The 16,570-nt window shown below is 37.8% G+C and carries 13 protein-coding genes; all 13 read left to right on the top strand.

What is annotated here, in order from left to right; all coding sequences use genetic code 11:
• Nucleotides 1–146: 146 nt before the first annotated feature.
• Complete coding sequence (locus tag LJE11_RS06470; RefSeq protein WP_227295706.1) at nt 147–1,727, top strand: AAA family ATPase; 1,581 nt, start codon at nt 147–149, stop codon at nt 1,725–1,727.
• Between the two features lie 1,715 nt (nt 1,728–3,442).
• Nucleotides 3,443–4,594, top strand: coding sequence for a tyrosine-type recombinase/integrase (locus LJE11_RS06465; protein ID WP_227295699.1), 1,152 nt, complete (start codon nt 3,443–3,445; stop codon nt 4,592–4,594).
• A gap of 106 nt (nt 4,595–4,700) precedes the next feature.
• Nucleotides 4,701–5,213, top strand: a complete 513-nt coding sequence (locus tag LJE11_RS06460; RefSeq protein WP_227295697.1) for a hypothetical protein — start codon at nt 4,701–4,703, stop codon at nt 5,211–5,213.
• A 1,000-nt stretch (nt 5,214–6,213) separates the two neighbouring features.
• Nucleotides 6,214–7,665: a sugar transferase gene (locus LJE11_RS06455; RefSeq protein ID WP_227295695.1), complete on the top strand. Its 1,452-nt coding sequence runs from the start codon at nt 6,214–6,216 to the stop codon at nt 7,663–7,665.
• Nucleotides 7,666–7,752: 87 nt separating this feature from the next.
• The gene (locus LJE11_RS06450; protein WP_412653153.1) at nt 7,753–8,799 is read left to right on the top strand and encodes a GDP-mannose 4,6-dehydratase; all 1,047 of its coding nucleotides are present in this window, start codon (nt 7,753–7,755) and stop codon (nt 8,797–8,799) included.
• A 37-nt stretch (nt 8,800–8,836) separates the two neighbouring features.
• Complete coding sequence (locus LJE11_RS06445; protein ID WP_227295693.1) at nt 8,837–10,087, top strand: nucleotide sugar dehydrogenase; 1,251 nt, start codon at nt 8,837–8,839, stop codon at nt 10,085–10,087.
• 32 nt (nt 10,088–10,119) lie between these two features.
• Nucleotides 10,120–11,166 (top strand): polysaccharide biosynthesis protein, encoded by a 1,047-nt coding sequence (locus LJE11_RS06440; RefSeq protein WP_221717916.1) that lies wholly within the window; start codon nt 10,120–10,122, stop codon nt 11,164–11,166.
• On the top strand, nt 11,159–11,725 hold the full coding sequence (locus LJE11_RS06435; RefSeq protein WP_227295691.1) for a PglD-related sugar-binding protein: 567 nt from the start codon (nt 11,159–11,161) through the stop codon (nt 11,723–11,725). The genes LJE11_RS06440 and LJE11_RS06435 overlap by 8 nt, the downstream gene beginning before the upstream one ends.
• 12 nt (nt 11,726–11,737) lie before the next feature.
• A complete protein-coding gene (locus LJE11_RS06430) occupies nt 11,738–12,955 on the top strand; it encodes a polysaccharide biosynthesis C-terminal domain-containing protein (RefSeq protein WP_227295689.1) in 1,218 nt (405 codons plus the stop codon).
• A complete protein-coding gene (wecB, locus tag LJE11_RS06425; RefSeq protein WP_227295688.1) occupies nt 12,948–14,123 on the top strand; it encodes a non-hydrolyzing UDP-N-acetylglucosamine 2-epimerase in 1,176 nt (391 codons plus the stop codon). Before LJE11_RS06430 ends, wecB begins: the two co-directional genes overlap by 8 nt.
• Before the next feature lies 1 nt (nt 14,124).
• A complete protein-coding gene (locus LJE11_RS06420; RefSeq protein WP_227295687.1) occupies nt 14,125–14,874 on the top strand; it encodes a WecB/TagA/CpsF family glycosyltransferase in 750 nt (249 codons plus the stop codon).
• Nucleotides 14,871–15,953: a glycosyltransferase family 4 protein gene (locus LJE11_RS06415; protein WP_227295686.1), complete on the top strand. Its 1,083-nt coding sequence runs from the start codon at nt 14,871–14,873 to the stop codon at nt 15,951–15,953. The genes LJE11_RS06420 and LJE11_RS06415 overlap by 4 nt, the downstream gene beginning before the upstream one ends.
• The gene (locus LJE11_RS06410) at nt 15,950–16,564 is read left to right on the top strand and encodes an acyltransferase (RefSeq protein ID WP_227295685.1); all 615 of its coding nucleotides are present in this window, start codon (nt 15,950–15,952) and stop codon (nt 16,562–16,564) included. The genes LJE11_RS06415 and LJE11_RS06410 overlap by 4 nt, the downstream gene beginning before the upstream one ends.
• Nucleotides 16,565–16,570 lie beyond the last annotated feature (6 nt).

Raw genomic sequence — 16,570 nt, 5'->3', positions numbered from 1 at the left:
TAACCGGATAAAAAAAGAACCGCGGGACACGCGGGGATAGCCTGTTTTAGCTTTGTCCTGAAGGGCAATTGAGCAGGAAGCCCCCACTTCAAAATCTGTAAGATTTAAGTGGCGGGAGCATGTCACAGAAATGGATGTGTGTCAATATGGGAATGTTCGTTAATCCTGATAATCTGGCATTTCAGGCAGCTTTGAATGCAAGGATCTATGTTGATAAAAGTGGAATCCTCAATTATACAAACAGTGTTCTGGGGTCAACAGATGCTTTTATATGCAATAGTCGTCCAAGAAGATTTGGAAAATCTGTTACTGCAAATATGCTTACAGCGTATTACAGCAAAGGATGCGATTCAGAAGAAATGTTTTCCAGACTGGAAATCAGTCAGGCAGAAGATTTTAGAAAACATCTGAATCAGTATGATGTGATTCATTGGGATATTCAATGGTGCATGGGGCCTGCCAATGGTCCTGAGAAAGTTGTTTCCTATATTTCAGAAAAGACAATTTCAGAATTAAAAGAATATTATCCTGATGTACTTCCGGCAGAAAATCATTCCCTGGCAGAGACACTGGCACGGATCAATACTGTAACTGGCAGAAAGTTTATTGTGATTATTGATGAATGGGATGTTCTGATTCGCGATGAAGCTGCAAAAGAGGATATCCAGAATGAGTATATCCGCTTCTTACGTGGTATTTTCAAAGGGACAGAGCCTACAAAGTATATTCAGCTTGCATATCTTACAGGTATTTTGCCAATTAAAAAGGAAAAAACTCAGTCTGCCTTAAACAATTTTGATGAATTTACCATGGTAAGTCCAAGTATTCTGGCGCAGTATATCGGATTTACGGAAGCTGAAGTACAAAAGTTGTCAGATAAGTACCATCAGGATTTTGATAAGGTAAAGAAATGGTATGATGGATATCTGCTGAAAGATTACCAGGTTTATAATCCCAGAGCTGTTATCAGCGTAATGTTGAAAGGGGAATATAAGAGTTACTGGTCGGAAACAGCCTCTTATGAAGCGATTGTGCCTTTTATCAACATGAATTATGATGGCTTGAAAACAGCAATCATTGAAATGCTTTCCGGCTCATCTGTCAAAGTTAATACAGCAACATTCAAAAATGACACTGTTAATATTCAAAGTAAGAATGATGTACTGACTTATATGATCCATTTGGGATATCTTGGATATGATCAGACAGAAAAAATTGCTTTTGTTCCCAATGAAGAAATCCGTCAGGAACTGACTAATGCTGTAAAAAGTAAGTCATGGAATGAAATGCTTATGTTCCAACAGGAATCAGAGACTTTACTTGATGCAACGCTGGATATGGATAACGAAACAGTTGCTGCACAAATTGAGAAAATTCATAATGAATACGCTTCTGTCATCAGGTATCATGATGAAAATTCATTAAGCAGCGTATTAGCCATTGCCTATCTGGGAACCATGCAGTATTATTTTAAACCGGTTCGTGAATTTCCTACAGGACGCGGATTTGCAGATTTTATTTTTATCCCTAAGCCTGAATATAAAAGTGCTTATCCTGCATTGGTTGTTGAACTGAAGTGGAACCAGAAAGTACAGACGGCAATACAGCAGATTAAAGACAGAAAATACCCATCCTCGATTTCAGATTATACCGGTGATATTTTGCTTGTGAGAATTAATTATGACAAGAAAAGTAAAAAGCATCAGTGCATAATTGAAAAAGTGTAATAGCATCTGAAAAACATGCGCACATTGGGGGCTGATCGTGCGTCCAGCAAAGGGTATATAGTCCGGTGGGTGGAAGACAATATATGAACTTATGTGACTTACATTGAATATACTTACGCTAACCTAAGATAATTGTTGTATAAGGAAAAATATAACTTTGACTTGAATAATAAAAAAAATGTGGTATAGTAATTATATACAGAACCATATAACCATATTTTTCATAAAAAACAATTGCTTTATTTATCGATTATTTTGAAGAATAATTTTTAAAAAGATTATTATTTATAACCTTATAACCAGTTTTTTAATTTGGTATTTGAATTATATTCATTTAAGTAGGCGATAGAAATGTCTGTTGTTAGCTTGGTATATAAAAAGACAGATTCCGTTAGACGGTTGAGCCAAACTTTGGAAGGTTAAGGCTAAATAAATTAAATATTCAACGCATTAACGATCGCTATCTGAGCTATGGCGGTCGTTTTTGCATTTCTTATCAAGAATACGAACTATGTAAGTACCAAGAATACTACTAACAGTTCCGTAAACTATAGTAAAAATAACAAAAGATACTGTCATGTGTATATCCTCCTTCTTGGGTATTTCCGTCATGAAGTCATGAGGATATTTATATAAACAGAACATCGCTGTTCTGACATGACTCAACCGCCTAACCATCCCAATCTAGCCTGAAACTGAAATGTTGGAATCTGCCTATGGAGATATTATAAGATTTTTCGTAAAGCATGTCTACTATAAATTTACATTTTTATACGATCATGACCTGTAATGTTACTGTTCAGGGGGTTAGCTGGACTTGAGAAAACCGATACTTTCGAAACTCCTAAATCCACTTTTTACGGATAAGATGATTTAAGCGTCAAACTCCCTTTTTACCGAATTTAGTCACAATATAATATTGCTGTAATATATGAAGCGAATATACTAAATACAGTATCCTTGGTTATTAAATGACCCTTTTGACGTTCTAATCATAGTAGAAAAGCAATTGACATATTCGTGGTGGCAAGTTAATATAATATTAACAACAGGCAACATAAGAAGCAGACTTTGATGGCGCTGAAGATTCGGAAGTTGTTCAATACAATGGGAGATAATTGTATTATGCGGGACGTTGATGATTATATCAGCAGTATAACTGGGAACAGAAAGATATCTGAAGAATTGGGAGAGCAGTTGATTAAAAAAGCCAGTATGTCAGGGAAAGGATAGTATTAACCCTGCCGGTTTCAAACCGACAGGGTATTTTTTTGCCCATTTTCAGAACAAAAAACCTTGAAAAAGGACAAAAAATCTGTTAAAATAAGAACAATAAGTTCCGTAAATTAAAAATACGAATAAATCAATATAAACAGGGAATAATAATCATAGACATATTCCTTTATTTTTTACATCAGAAAAGCCCAAAATGTTCTTTTTAAAATCGTAGAGTATCACACTCTATGAAGTGATTTCTTCTGACTTCAATAATTCGCAACTACAAGTAATTTTACATAATGCAACATATTTTGTCAATATTTCCAAGAAAATCAATTAAATTCTATGCTTTTTCAATAAAGTATATCTATATTAACATTCGCTTTTGTTAACTTTTTAAGGAGGTTCGTTCATCAATTCGCTATATAGGGCTAAAAAGCTTAGCTCATTCATCGTAAAATTATCGTCATACGAATATCGAAAGGAGAATTATCAGTATGCCAAGAAAAGGTGAAAATATTTACAAGCGAAAAGATGGACGTTGGGAAGGCCGATATATTAAAGCACGGTCACAGACCGGAAAAGCTATTTATGGATATGTATATGCTCCAACCTATAAGGAAGTAAAACAAAAACGCAGTCAGGCTATTATCCACATTGAATCCAACCCGCCTACCAGCAGACAAGTCTCCCAAAGTACAATGCCACCCTGTTTTATCAGAAAATTAGCAGATGACTGGCTCAATTCAATACAGGCGCAGATAAAGAAATCTTCCTATGTGAAATATAATAATATTATTCATTCCCACATTTTACCGGAATTTGATAATGCTCCGCTAAACGAACTGACCTCGTCACGAATACAGAAGTTCTGTGAGGATCTTCTTGATCATGGTGGGATTTCCGGAGAAGGGCTTTCGCCTAAGACTGTGGCAGATATTCTTTCACTGATGCGAAGCCTGCTCAGATATGCCCAGATACAGGGCTATCAGCCGCCGAGTACAGGAAAGGAAATCATTATCCGACAGACTGCGCCAGATACTGTAATCATCTCACGTTCCGCACAGGAAATCCTTTGCAGATATCTTTATGCAAATATATCTGAAAGAAATATAGGAATCTTGTTATGTCTTTTTACAGGAATGCGGGTCGGTGAGATTTGTGCCTTAAAATGGGAAGATATTTCATTTCAGGAGAAATCCATTTATGTGCATAAAACAATGCAGAGATTGCAGATTCCTAGATCTACTTCCCAAAAGACGCATATTATAGTCACATCACCAAAAAGCAAATGTTCAATCCGTACAATTCCTATTCCGGATAATCTTGTACAACTCATCCAACGGGAGTTTCCCAATCGTCAGGGGTATGTTCTTGCATCTCCTGATGAAGAATATATAGAACCACGTACCATGCAGAATTATTTCTGTTATGTACAAAGGCAATGTGGTCTGACTCCTGTAAACTTTCATGCATTGAGACATACATTTGCCACGCGGTGTATAGAGCTTGGCTTCGATGTCAAAAGCCTGAGCGAAATCCTGGGGCATGCCAGTGTAAACATTACCATGAATCGATATGTACATCCTTCCATGGAACTTAAACAACAGAATATGCAAAAGCTTGCTGCTCTATTAGCAGTCATGTGATTACCGTCAAAAATCCCCGGAATTTCGAAAAATAAAGGAATTCCGGGGATTTTTTCGTATAGTGTGATACTCTGTGAAATTTGTCGAAAATGAGGTGACTTTCGTCATGTGGTTTATGTATGAATACACAGAAAATGAAATCACAGAACTTAACCAATCTTATGACACCAGACTGTCAGAGGAAGAGAAGAAAAAGATATTTATACCTATCTACGACTGCATGAAGAAATATCAGGGATCATGGCATATGGAACAGAAACCGGCATTCAAAAATTGTTTTCTTATCGAATGCAGAGACAGAAATGATTTGGCAGATATGCTACACAGGATGCAATGCGCTGATATTTTTGCAGAGAATATCACAGCAAATGCCATAGCCTTACTTCCTGAGCAGGAAGTATTTTTACGGAATCTGATGATGCCGGAAACGAAAAAGATCTCTATGTCAACAGGATACATCAAAGATGGAAGAACCTATGTGACTAAAGGTCCGCTGCAGGGAAGGGAAAAAATGATCAGCAGGATAGATCGGCATAAAAGGCTGGCAAAGCTGAGATTTGCAGCAGGGAACACAGACAGAGAATTATGTGCAGGGCTTGAGATTATTTCAAAAAGCTGAGCATATAAAATCAATAAACCTGCATCAGAGGAAGAGAAAGCGAATGAAGGAGAACAATGCGATGAGGAACAAAACAGAACCCGAAGTCAGAGTCTGTAGCAGAGACTGTGGCTTGTTTGTGTTGGGAAAATACAAAAGAGATAGCTATAAAGAATAAACAGCTAAAAAATTAAAAAAGATGACATAACAATAAAAAGAAAAGGTTTTAGGGAATAACAAATGAGTGAAGGCAACAAAAAAACAAGCGAAAAATAGAACACTGGGGGAGTGGGATATAATAGGGACAACCAGAGAAAACTCCAGTATTTATGCGGCATATGTGGATTAAACGTTTTATGATAATTCGATTTTTCATTGCTGCAGCAGGGTCACATTATAGCGGTTCATAGATATTGGATGGCTCTTTGGATGCTCAATTTGACCCAATCATAAAGCAATAAAAATCGAAAAGGAGAAAACTTGAGCCTGTTAATCTGAAAAGAATGATGGGCTAAGGGACGTTAGATTGCCGATATGAATAATGAAAAACTAAAAAATTAAAATCCCCCAGAGTGTATATGTGTGTGGGGGGTAAAGCGAGGTATAAAAAATGAAGCAGATGCGGATCGCTGAGTGCAAATGCAATTCCCTAGCCTCTTATAGTGGGAAAGAAGCAAACGGAAAAATTGAATATGGCAAGAATCTGATGAAACATCGGAAAATCTATCTGGCAGTTTCTATAGGCTGTCTGCTTATGGCTGCTATCTATTATCAAATAGAATCACATTTCTTAATTAATAGAAATCCATTTTTTTATTGTGCTTTGCCTGCCCTGATAATTGGGTTATGTGCCGAGTATAGATTGTTTCTTAGTAGTATTAAATGTAATATACAAAGTTCTGTGAAGGACTTCGTATTTTTTTATAAAAAGTCTTTGTTCGTTGGTAAGTCAGAGGATTGTAGCAGTTAGTTGAAAACGAACGTAATGGAATCTGAAAAATGAGTAAAGGGGGAAGAAAGTATGTATAGAAAAGATTCTACAGGATGGATAAAACATGTGGATTTTATCATCTTGGACTTGATCTGCTTGCAGGTGGCGTTCGTTCTGGCGTATGTGTTAAGTGGATATGGAGCTAATCCATACCAGCTAATTCTTTACAGAAATATGGCTGTCTTTATGGAAGTAGCAGATTTGGTAGTGCTGTTTGCAATGGGAACATTGAAAAACGTTTTGAAAAGAGGCTACTATAAAGATTTTGTTGTAACAGCACAGCATGGAGTAATTCTTGGAGCATGTTTATTGCTTTATTTGTTTATGCTTCAGGAAGGACAACAATATTCCAGACTGGCATTGGTACTGAATATCGTTATCTATATTCTACTTACTTATCTTGTGCGAGAGCTGTGGAAACATTTGCTTAGAAAGAAAATGGAAGATGGTGAAAATCGTTCCTTACTTCTTGTTGTTTCAGCAGATGTAGTGAGTTCAGTAGTAGAGAGCATGAAAGAGCATAACTATGCCCGGTATAAGATTGCTGGAATTGCTGTCATAGATAAGGAAATGACAGGAAAGTATATTGATGGTGTGAAAGTAGTTGCAAATATGGAAAATGCTGCTGAATATGTCTGCAAGGAATGGATTGATGAAGTTCTGATTGTAACATCTGGTGTAGTTCCGTATCCAAAAGAACTGATTGAGCAGTTTACGGAAACCGGAGTAACCGTTCATCTGAATCTTGCAAAGGTACAAAGCGTACCTGGGAAAAAACAGTTTGTAGAAAAAATTGGAGATTATACAGTACTAACTACCAGTATTAACTATGCATCTACAAGAGATCTGATGCTGAAACGTCTGATGGATATTGCCGGAGGTTTAGTAGGATGCTTGCTTACTGGAATCTTGTTTATATTTGTTGCTCCAGCAATTTACATAGCATCACCGGGACCGATTTTCTTTGCACAGGAACGTGTAGGAAAGAATGGAAAGAGATTCAAAATGTATAAGTTCCGAAGCATGTATATGGATGCAGAGGAACGGAAGGCTGAACTGATGAAAGATAACAAACTGGGTGATGAAAAGATGTTCAAATTGGATTTTGACCCACGAGTTATTGGAAATAAGGTTCTTCCAGATGGAACACATAAGACTGGTATTGGGGATTTTATTAGAAGAACAAGCATTGACGAATTTCCGCAGTTTTTTAACGTGTTGAAAGGTGATATGTCAATAATTGGAACCAGACCACCTTTGATTTCGGAAACGAATTTTTATGAGCTGCACCATCGTGCAAGATTGGCAATTAAGCCAGGAATAACCGGTATGTGGCAGGTCAGTGGACGTAGTGACATTACTGATTTTGAAGAAGTGGTTCGTCTTGACAAAGAGTATATCACAAATTGGAACATTGGGCTAGATATAAAAATATTATTGAAAACAATATTAGTTGTATTTAGAAAAGATGGTTCTATGTAAATCCAATGAGCAGCTTGTTTTTGTAGAGAGAATAAGCTGCGAAAGGATAGCTGTAGATAAGTTATAAATATAAAAGGAGCTAGTAATATGCAGAATTTAGATTTGAAAAATAAAACAGTTTTTATTACCGGTGTGGCTGGATTTATCGGTTCAAATTTAGCTGAGAGACTATTAAAAGAAATAGAAGGAATAAAAATAGTTGGACTTGATAACATGAATGACTACTATGATGTTCGCTTAAAAGAATATAGATTAGAAAAACTCTCTTCTAGTGAGGCTTTTTCCTTTGTTAAAGGAAATTTGGCAGATAAGGAAGTTGTCAATTCAATTTTTGAGAAATATAAACCAGGATTAGTTGTGAATTTAGGTGCGCAAGCAGGCGTTAGGTATTCAATTATCAATCCGGATGCATATATAGAGGGAAATTTAGTTGGTTTCTATAACATATTAGAGGGCTGTAGGCATTATCCAGTGGAACATTTGGTATATGCATCAAGTTCGTCTGTATACGGAAGTAATAAAAAAGTTCCATACAGTACAGAAGATAAAGTAGACAATCCTGTATCGTTATATGCTGCAACGAAAAAAAGCAATGAATTAATGGCTCACGCATATTCAAAACTCTACAATATTCCATCAACTGGTTTACGTTTCTTTACTGTTTATGGACCGGCAGGGAGACCAGATATGGCATACTTTGGATTTACAAATAAATTGTTAAAAGGTGAAACTATTAAGATTTTTAATTATGGAAACTGTAAAAGAGATTTTACGTATGTTGATGACATTGTTGAGGGTGTTGTTCGAGTAATGCAGGGGGCACCAGAGAAGAAAAATGGGGAGGATGGTTTACCAATTCCTCCATATGCAGTTTACAACATTGGAAATAACCATCCAGAGAATTTGTTAGATTTTGTAGAAATTCTTCAGGAAGAGCTTATAAGAGCAAAAGTCTTACCAGAAGATTACGATTTTGAAGCACATAAAGAACTTGTCCCTATGCAACCAGGGGATGTTCCTGTGACATATGCTGATACAGAAGCATTAGAAAGGGATTATGGTTTTAAACCATCAACAACTTTACGTGAGGGATTACGAAAATTTGCTGAGTGGTATAAAGAATTTTATATGTAAATCAAAATGTAGTTGTTTGATAAAGAAGGGAAGGAAAATGAGAGATTTTAATTCATTAAAAATTGCGGTGGCAGGAACAGGATATGTAGGTTTATCCATTGCGACTTTACTTTCTCAGCATCACGAGGTTCATGCTGTAGATATTGTTCCAGAAAAAGTTGATTTAATTAATAATAAAAAATCACCAATACAAGATGATTACATTGAAAAATATTTAGCTGAGAAGGATCTAAATTTAACAGCAACACTGGATGCCAAAGAAGCTTACAGTGATGCAGATTTTGTTGTAATTGCAGCACCAACAAATTATGACAGTAAAAAGAACTTTTTTGATACTTCTGCAGTAGAGGCAGTTATCAAATTAGTTATCGAATATAATCCAGAAGCAATTATGGTTATTAAATCTACAATTCCAGTTGGATATACAACAAGTGTTAGAGAAAAGTTTCACTGCGATAATATTATCTTTAGCCCTGAGTTTTTAAGAGAAAGTAAGGCATTATACGATAATCTATATCCAAGTCGTATCATCGTTGGAACAGATATTAACAATGCACGTTTAGTAAAGGCTGCACATACATTTGCTGAACTTCTTCAAGAAGGTGCAATTAAAGAAGATATAGATACATTGTTCATGGGCTTCACAGAAGCAGAAGCAGTTAAATTATTTGCAAATACATACCTTGCACTTCGTGTTTCTTATTTCAATGAATTAGATACTTACGCAGAAATGAAAGGGTTAAATACTCAACAGATCATCAATGGTGTTTGCCTCGATCCGCGTATCGGCACTCATTACAATAATCCGTCCTTCGGTTATGGCGGATATTGCCTGCCGAAAGACACCAAGCAGCTACTCGCAAATTATGCCGATGTGCCGGAGAACCTGATTGGAGCAATCGTTGAGAGCAATAGGACTCGCAAGGACTTCATCGCCGACCGTGTGCTGGAGATTGCTGGTGCTTATGAAGCAAATGACAGCTGGGACGAAAGCAAGGAGAACGAAGTTGTTATTGGTGTTTACCGGCTGACGATGAAGAGTAACAGTGATAACTTCCGCCAGAGTTCCATTCAGGGTGTCATGAAGCGCATCAAAGCTAAAGGCGCAACTGTCATCATTTATGAGCCGACTTTGAAAAATGGAGAGAAATTCTTTGGCAGCGTTGTGGTTAATGATTTGGAGGAGTTCAAGGAAACGAGTCAGGCTATCATTGCAAACCGCTATGACAAGTGTCTGGATGATGTGAAGGATAAGGTTTATACACGCGATATTTTTCAGCGTGATTAACATAAATGATTAATAAAAAAGGAGAAAAAAATATGTCTACATTTGATAACGCAACTCTTATGATCACTGGTGGTACTGGTTCTTTTGGTTCTACGGTTTTGAAGCATTTCTTGGACTCTGATTTGAAGGAAATTCGTATTTTCTCCCGTGACGAGAAGAAGCAGGATGATATGCGCCATGAGCTTCAGGCTAAACATCCAGAAGCAGCTAAAAAGGTGAAATTCTACATCGGAGATGTCCGTAATCCTCAGTCTATCCGTGATGCTATGCCTGGTGTTGATTATATCTTCCATGCTGCAGCTCTGAAGCAGGTACCTTCCTGTGAATTCTTCCCTATGCAGGCTGTCCAGACCAACATTATCGGTACCGATAATGTGCTTCACGCTGCTATCGACGCAGGTGTCAAGCGTGTCGTTTGCTTGTCTACTGATAAAGCAGCTTACCCAATCAATGCCATGGGTATTTCTAAAGCCATGATGGAACACGTTATTTACGCCAACGCCCGTGTAGCTGCGGAACGTGGTGGTACCACCATCTGCTGTACTCGCTATGGTAACGTTATGTGTAGCCGTGGAAGCGTGATTCCTCTGTTTATTGATCAGATTAAAGCAGGCAATCCGATTACTATTACTGATCCTAGTATGACACGTTTCCTGATGAATTTGGATGAAGCTGTTGATTTGGTTATGTTTGCTTTCCAGCATGCAAATCCTGGTGATTTGTTCATCCAGAAGTCTGATGCTTCTACGATCGGTGATCTGGCAAAGGCTGTTCAGCAGCTTTTTGGTGACACTGGTACGAATATCATAGGCACTCGTCATGGAGAAAAGTTGTTTGAGACTCTGATGACTCGTGAGGAGCGTCTGCGCAGCGAGGATATGGGTCACTATTTCCGCGTGGCTGCTGACAACCGCGATTTAAACTACGATAAGTTTGTGGTCAGGGGAGAAGTACATACTATGGCAGATGAGTCTTACACAAGCCATAATACGAATCGTCTGGACGTGGAAGGAACTGTGAAAAAGATTATGACCACCGAGTATGTTCAGAATGAACTGAAAGGCATTCCAAATGTGTAAAGAAAAACTGCTGTTAGTGGGTGCAGGTGGATTTGGTCGTGTTGTATCTGAAACAGCGGTTTTGAATTATGACTGTGCTTTTGTAGATGATGGGTTTGGAATGGGCACTGAAATATGTGGAGTAGAAGTGATTGGAAATACTTCGGATTTACCGACACTTTTTGGAGAATATAAAAAACTGATTGTCACGATCGGAAATAATCGTGTCCGAGAGAGTATTTATAATATAGCAGTAAAAATCGGATATGAGTTTCCAAATCTGGTTCATCCTAGCACATATATAAGTCCATATGCAAAAATCGGATGGGGTTGCGTTTTTCTGAATCATGTAACTGTTCAAAATGGCTCTGTAGTAGGTAACGGTGTACTGCTGAATCCAGGGGTTGAAATCCACCACGACTGTTCTGTAGATGATTTTGATTTGATTTACACCAATTCAGTGGTGCGTACATATGCCAAGGTTGGAAAGCGTGTTCGAATTGGCAGTAACGTGACAATTAGCAACGACGCAGTTGTTCCAGATGATGCAGATATCCCAAATTGCACTGCGATAAAATAAAGAGGTGAGAATATGAATGTTCTTGTAACAGGAGCCAAGGGTATGGTTGGAACTGCCCTGTGCAATAATTTAAAAAATATTCGAGACGGAAAAAATAAAACCCGATCAGAAATAGCAATCGAGGAAATATATGAATATGATTTAGGTTCAACAGCAGAAGAGTTGGATGAATACTGCCAAAAGTCAGATTTTATTTTTAATTTGGCAGGTGTGAATCGTCCAGAAAACCCTGAGGATTTTATGAAGGGAAATTTCGGATTTGCTTCCGCTCTGTTGGACTGCCTGAAAAAGCACAACAACAAAGCAACTATTATGCTGTCTTCTTCCATTCAGGCTACATTATCTGGACGTTTTGGAAACAGCGAATATGGGCGTAGTAAAAAGGCTGGCGAGGAGCTGTTCTTTGATTATGCACAAGAAACGGGAGCAAAGGTTGCTGTTTATCGTTTTCCAAACCTGATGGGGCATAGCCGTCCGAAGTACAATAGTGCGGTTAGTACCTTTTGTTGGGCGGTCGCAAATGATGAGCCGTTCACTGTCAATGATCGTAGCACAGAACTTGAATTGCTTTATATTGATGACCTTGTAGAAGGTATGTTTGATTTGCTGGAAAATAAAGAGAAACACTGTGAGTTCGATGGTGTTGAAACTGTTTTGAAAGAGGATGGCCGCTATTGTTGTGTACCTGTTACGCATAAGGTCACGCTGGGCGAAATTGTTGATTTATTGCAAAAATTCAAACAGCAACCTACTACACTTATGATGCCTAAGATGCCGGATGGCTCTTTTGCAAAGAAACTGTATTCCTTATATTTAACGTACCTTCCAGCTGACAAGTTTAAATATACGCTGAAGATGAACGTAGATAATAGAGGTTCTTTTACCGAACTGGTTCACACAGAGGATTGCGGACAGGTAAGTGTCAACATCAGCCGACCTGGTATCACCAAGGGGCAGCATTGGCATAATTCGAAATGGGAATTGTTTATTGTTGTAGCTGGACATGGACTTATTCAGGAGCGAAACATCAATACAGGCGAGTTCGTGGAGTTTGAAGTGTCTGGTGATAAGATGGAAGCGGTTCACATGATTCCCGGGTGGACACATAATATTATCAATTTGTCTGACACAGAGAATTTGGTGACTGTTATGACCTGTAATGAAATCTTTAATCCGAGTCATCCGGACACATTTTTTGAGATAGTGGGGGAGGAGAAAAAGAATGGCTGATTATAGTAATGTATCATTTAAGAATAATGGAAAACTAAAATTATTGATTATTGTTGGTACTCGTCCTGAGATTATTCGCTTGGCAGCTGTTATCAACAAAACTCGTAAATACTTTGATGTGATTTTGGCTCATACTGGTCAGAATTATGATTATAATCTAAATGGTGTATTTTTCCATGATTTACAATTGGCTGACCCAGAAGTATATATGAATGCGGTTGGTGCGGATCTTGGGGAAACTATGGGCAACATCATCGCTGAAAGTTACAAACTGATGGCAGAAATTCAGCCGGATGCAATTCTGGTACTGGGTGATACCAACAGTTGCCTGTCTGTTATTGGCGCAAAGCGTTTGCATATTCCGATTTTCCATATGGAAGCAGGTAACCGTTGCAAGGACGAGTGTCTGCCGGAAGAAACCAATCGACGCATTGTAGACATTATTTCTGATGTCAATATGGCATATTCTGAGCATGCTCGTCGTTACCTAGCAGACACGGGCCTTCCTAAAGAACGTACTTTTGTGACAGGTTCTCCGATGGCGGAAGTTCTGCACCAGAATCTGGAGAAGATTGAGGCATCGGATATTCATCGGCGATTAAGTTTGGAAAAGGGCAAATACATACTGTTGTCTGCTCACCGCGAGGAGAATATTGATACAGAAAAAAACTTTACATCATTGTTTACAGCTATCAATAAAATGGCGGAAAAATATGATATGCCTATTCTTTATTCTTGCCATCCGCGTAGCCGTAAGCGTTTGGAGCAGAGTGGGTTCGAATTGGATAAGCGCGTCATCCAGCACGAGCCTCTGGGGTTTCATGATTATAACTGCTTGCAGATGAATGCTTTCTGTGTTGTAAGCGATAGCGGTACACTTCCAGAAGAGAGCAGTTTCTTCACCAGTGTAGGACATCCGTTTCCGGCAGTTTGTATCAGAACATCAACGGAACGTCCAGAAGCATTGGATAAAGCTTGTTTTGTGCTTGCAGGTATTGATGATAGGAGTCTTTTACAGGCGGTTGATACAGCAGTTCAGATGAATCTGGATGAAGATTATGGTATCCCGGTACCTGATTATGTAGAAGAAAATGTAAGTTCAAAAGTGGTAAAGATCATCCAGAGTTATACAGGTGTAGTAGATAAGATGGTGTGGAGAAAGTTTTAAAATGCAAAAAATGGAGAGAATAAAGATAATTGGTGTGGATATATCTGTGGTGAATTTCAATTCGGCTCAAAAGTATTTATTCGACAACTTTGAAGAGGCGAGAGGACACTATATATGTGCAGCAAATGTACATACGACGGTTACAGCCCATGAAAATAATAATTACAGAGAAGTTCAGAATAACTCTTTCATGACGCTTCCAGATGGAAAACCATTATCGGTGGTTGGAAAAAAACGAGGAAAAAGCTCCATGGGAAGAGTAACAGGTCCGGATTTCCTTGAGGAAGTATTAAAAAGGACAGAAAACACAGAAGTAAAACACTATTTCTATGGTACGACACAGGAAAATCTAGATAGTTTCATTTCTGCAGTAAAGAAATCATATCCAAATTTGAAAATCGCAGGTGCTGAACCGTCTGTATTTAGATCACTCACTGTGAAAGAAGAGGACGAATTACTCGAAAGAATCAGTAAATCGGAAGCGGATTTTGTTTGGATCGCGTTGGGCGCACCAAGACAGGAATTTTTTTGCAATAAGTTATCAAGTCGGTCTAATGCGGTATGGGTGGCAGTTGGAGGTGCGTTTAATGTAGTCTCTGGAGTTATCCCAAGAGCACCGCAGTGGATGCAAGATCATGGACTTGAATGGTTTTATCGTTTTATGAAAGAACCACGAAGATTATTTAAGAGATATTTTGTAACAAATAGTAAGTTTTTATGGTACTTGTTTAGAGATAAAGGTGAAAAATGAAAAAGAAAGTATGTATGGTAGTTCCGAGCTTCACAGCAAAGGGTGGAATAACATCGGTAGTCAGTGGATACAGGAATTCTCAATTGACAGAAGATTACGATGTGCGGTTTATAGAAACCTATTGTGAAGGAAATGTAATTCGAAAAGTTTCTAAAGCATTAAGAGCGTATTTTGAGTTTATTTATACTACTTTAGTTTGGAAACCGAACCTAGTTCATGTTCATACTTCTTTTGGAGGAAGTTTTTACAGAAAGGCGTTAATAATTGAGATGGCCTCTCTTGCAAAAATTCCGGTTATTAATCATGTTCATGGTGCAGAATTTGATGAGTTCTATCGAAGAAAATCTCAGAGAAAAAAGAAAGCTATAGAGAAAATTTACAATAAATGCATTAGAACCATTGCGCTATCAGAAGAATGGAAGAAGAATCTCGCAGAGATCGTGCCAGAACAAACAATTAGTGTTGTTGAGAATTATGGTATTTTGCAAGAAGATCTAATCAAAGAAAAGTTTACAAAACCGAATCATAAGATGATTCTTTTTTTGGGATTTATATGTGAGAGAAAAGGATGCTTAGATATTCCGGCTATTGTAGATCAAGTATGCAGAAAAATACCGGATGCTCGGTTTATTATTGGTGGAAGTGGTGAAATCGAAAAAGTCAAGCAGAAACTCAGTGCGAAATATAAAGATAATGTGGAATTCCCGGGATGGATCCGAAATGAGCAAAAAAAGCAATATTTGAGAGAGGCAGACATTTTTCTTCTCCCTTCGTACAATGAGGGAATGCCTATGGCAATATTGGACGCTATGGGGTGCGGTCTTCCAATTGTGAGTACAGAAGTTGGCGGCATTCCTAAAATCGTAAGGCAAGGAGTTAATGGATATTTGTATAAACCAGGTGATAGTAAAAACATGGCATGTGCAATTATTGAGTATCTTACAGATGATGAAAAGAGATTAAAAGCTGGACGGGAAAGTGTTGATGTTATAAGAAAATCATATTCTCTACAGCAAAACATTGATAAACTTGAAAGAGTTTATACGGAAGTGGAGAGATTGAGAAATGACAAGCTATGACAGAAGAAATCTACATAAAAATGGGGGGGGGTATTGGAATCAATAAAATCGGAAGCCTCGTATACAGATCAGAAGAATTTGTGCGTAAGGTATTTTATAAGATTTTCCGAGAAAGTGTAATTAAATCTTCTTTTGGAAGCTGTGGTAAAAATGTACATATTGCTGAAAAGAGTGATATTAAGGGAATTGGCAACATTAGTATAGGAGATGATGTTGCGATTGGCTCTCATGCATTGTTGTGGACAACACGAGCAAATATTATCATTAAAGAGAAAGTAATTATTGGCCCAAGACTTAGTATCATCACAGGCGATCACAAGATGAATGCAGTAGGAAAGTACATGGCTGATGTAACAGATGAAGAAAAAGATGACGAAAACGATCAGGATGTCATTATTGAAAAGGATGTTTGGATAGGGGCTAATGTAACAATCCTTAAGGGAGTAACTGTAGCAGAGGGATGTGTTATTGGAGCGGGGACTGTGTTAACTAAAAGTACTCATCCCTACGGCATATATGTAGGAGTACCCGGTAGACGCGTTTCTGAAAGATTTGAAAATGAAGAATTAGAAGACCATATAAATATATTGCAAGAAAAATCTAAATGGTGATTTTAG

Source organism: Blautia sp. DFI.1.216 (assembly GCF_020594215.1).
GTDB lineage: Bacteria > Bacillota > Clostridia > Lachnospirales > Lachnospiraceae > Blautia_A > Blautia_A wexlerae.
The sequence above is the reverse complement of the archived record's forward strand: the minus strand, read 5'-3'. Positions and strand labels throughout refer to the sequence as shown.

Bases quoted from the DNA above. Each gene is read 5' to 3' on its own strand.
- LJE11_RS06440 (WP_221717916.1), top strand. From the start codon at position 10,120: ATGTCTACATTTGATAACGCAACTCTTATGATCACTGGTGGTACTGGT.
- wecB (WP_227295688.1), top strand. From the start codon at position 12,948: ATGGCTGATTATAGTAATGTATCATTTAAGAATAATGGAAAACTAAAA.
- LJE11_RS06420 (WP_227295687.1), top strand. From the start codon at position 14,125: ATGCAAAAAATGGAGAGAATAAAGATAATTGGTGTGGATATATCTGTG.
- LJE11_RS06435 (WP_227295691.1), top strand. From the start codon at position 11,159: ATGTGTAAAGAAAAACTGCTGTTAGTGGGTGCAGGTGGATTTGGTCGT.
- LJE11_RS06460 (WP_227295697.1), top strand. From the start codon at position 4,701: ATGTGGTTTATGTATGAATACACAGAAAATGAAATCACAGAACTTAAC.
- LJE11_RS06455 (WP_227295695.1), top strand. From the start codon at position 6,214: ATGTATAGAAAAGATTCTACAGGATGGATAAAACATGTGGATTTTATC.
- LJE11_RS06430 (WP_227295689.1), top strand. From the start codon at position 11,738: ATGAATGTTCTTGTAACAGGAGCCAAGGGTATGGTTGGAACTGCCCTG.
- LJE11_RS06445 (WP_227295693.1), top strand. From the start codon at position 8,837: ATGAGAGATTTTAATTCATTAAAAATTGCGGTGGCAGGAACAGGATAT.
- LJE11_RS06470 (WP_227295706.1), top strand. From the start codon at position 147: ATGGGAATGTTCGTTAATCCTGATAATCTGGCATTTCAGGCAGCTTTG.
- LJE11_RS06465 (WP_227295699.1), top strand. From the start codon at position 3,443: ATGCCAAGAAAAGGTGAAAATATTTACAAGCGAAAAGATGGACGTTGG.
- LJE11_RS06410 (WP_227295685.1), top strand. From the start codon at position 15,950: ATGACAGAAGAAATCTACATAAAAATGGGGGGGGGTATTGGAATCAAT.
- LJE11_RS06450 (WP_412653153.1), top strand. From the start codon at position 7,753: ATGCAGAATTTAGATTTGAAAAATAAAACAGTTTTTATTACCGGTGTG.
- LJE11_RS06415 (WP_227295686.1), top strand. From the start codon at position 14,871: ATGAAAAAGAAAGTATGTATGGTAGTTCCGAGCTTCACAGCAAAGGGT.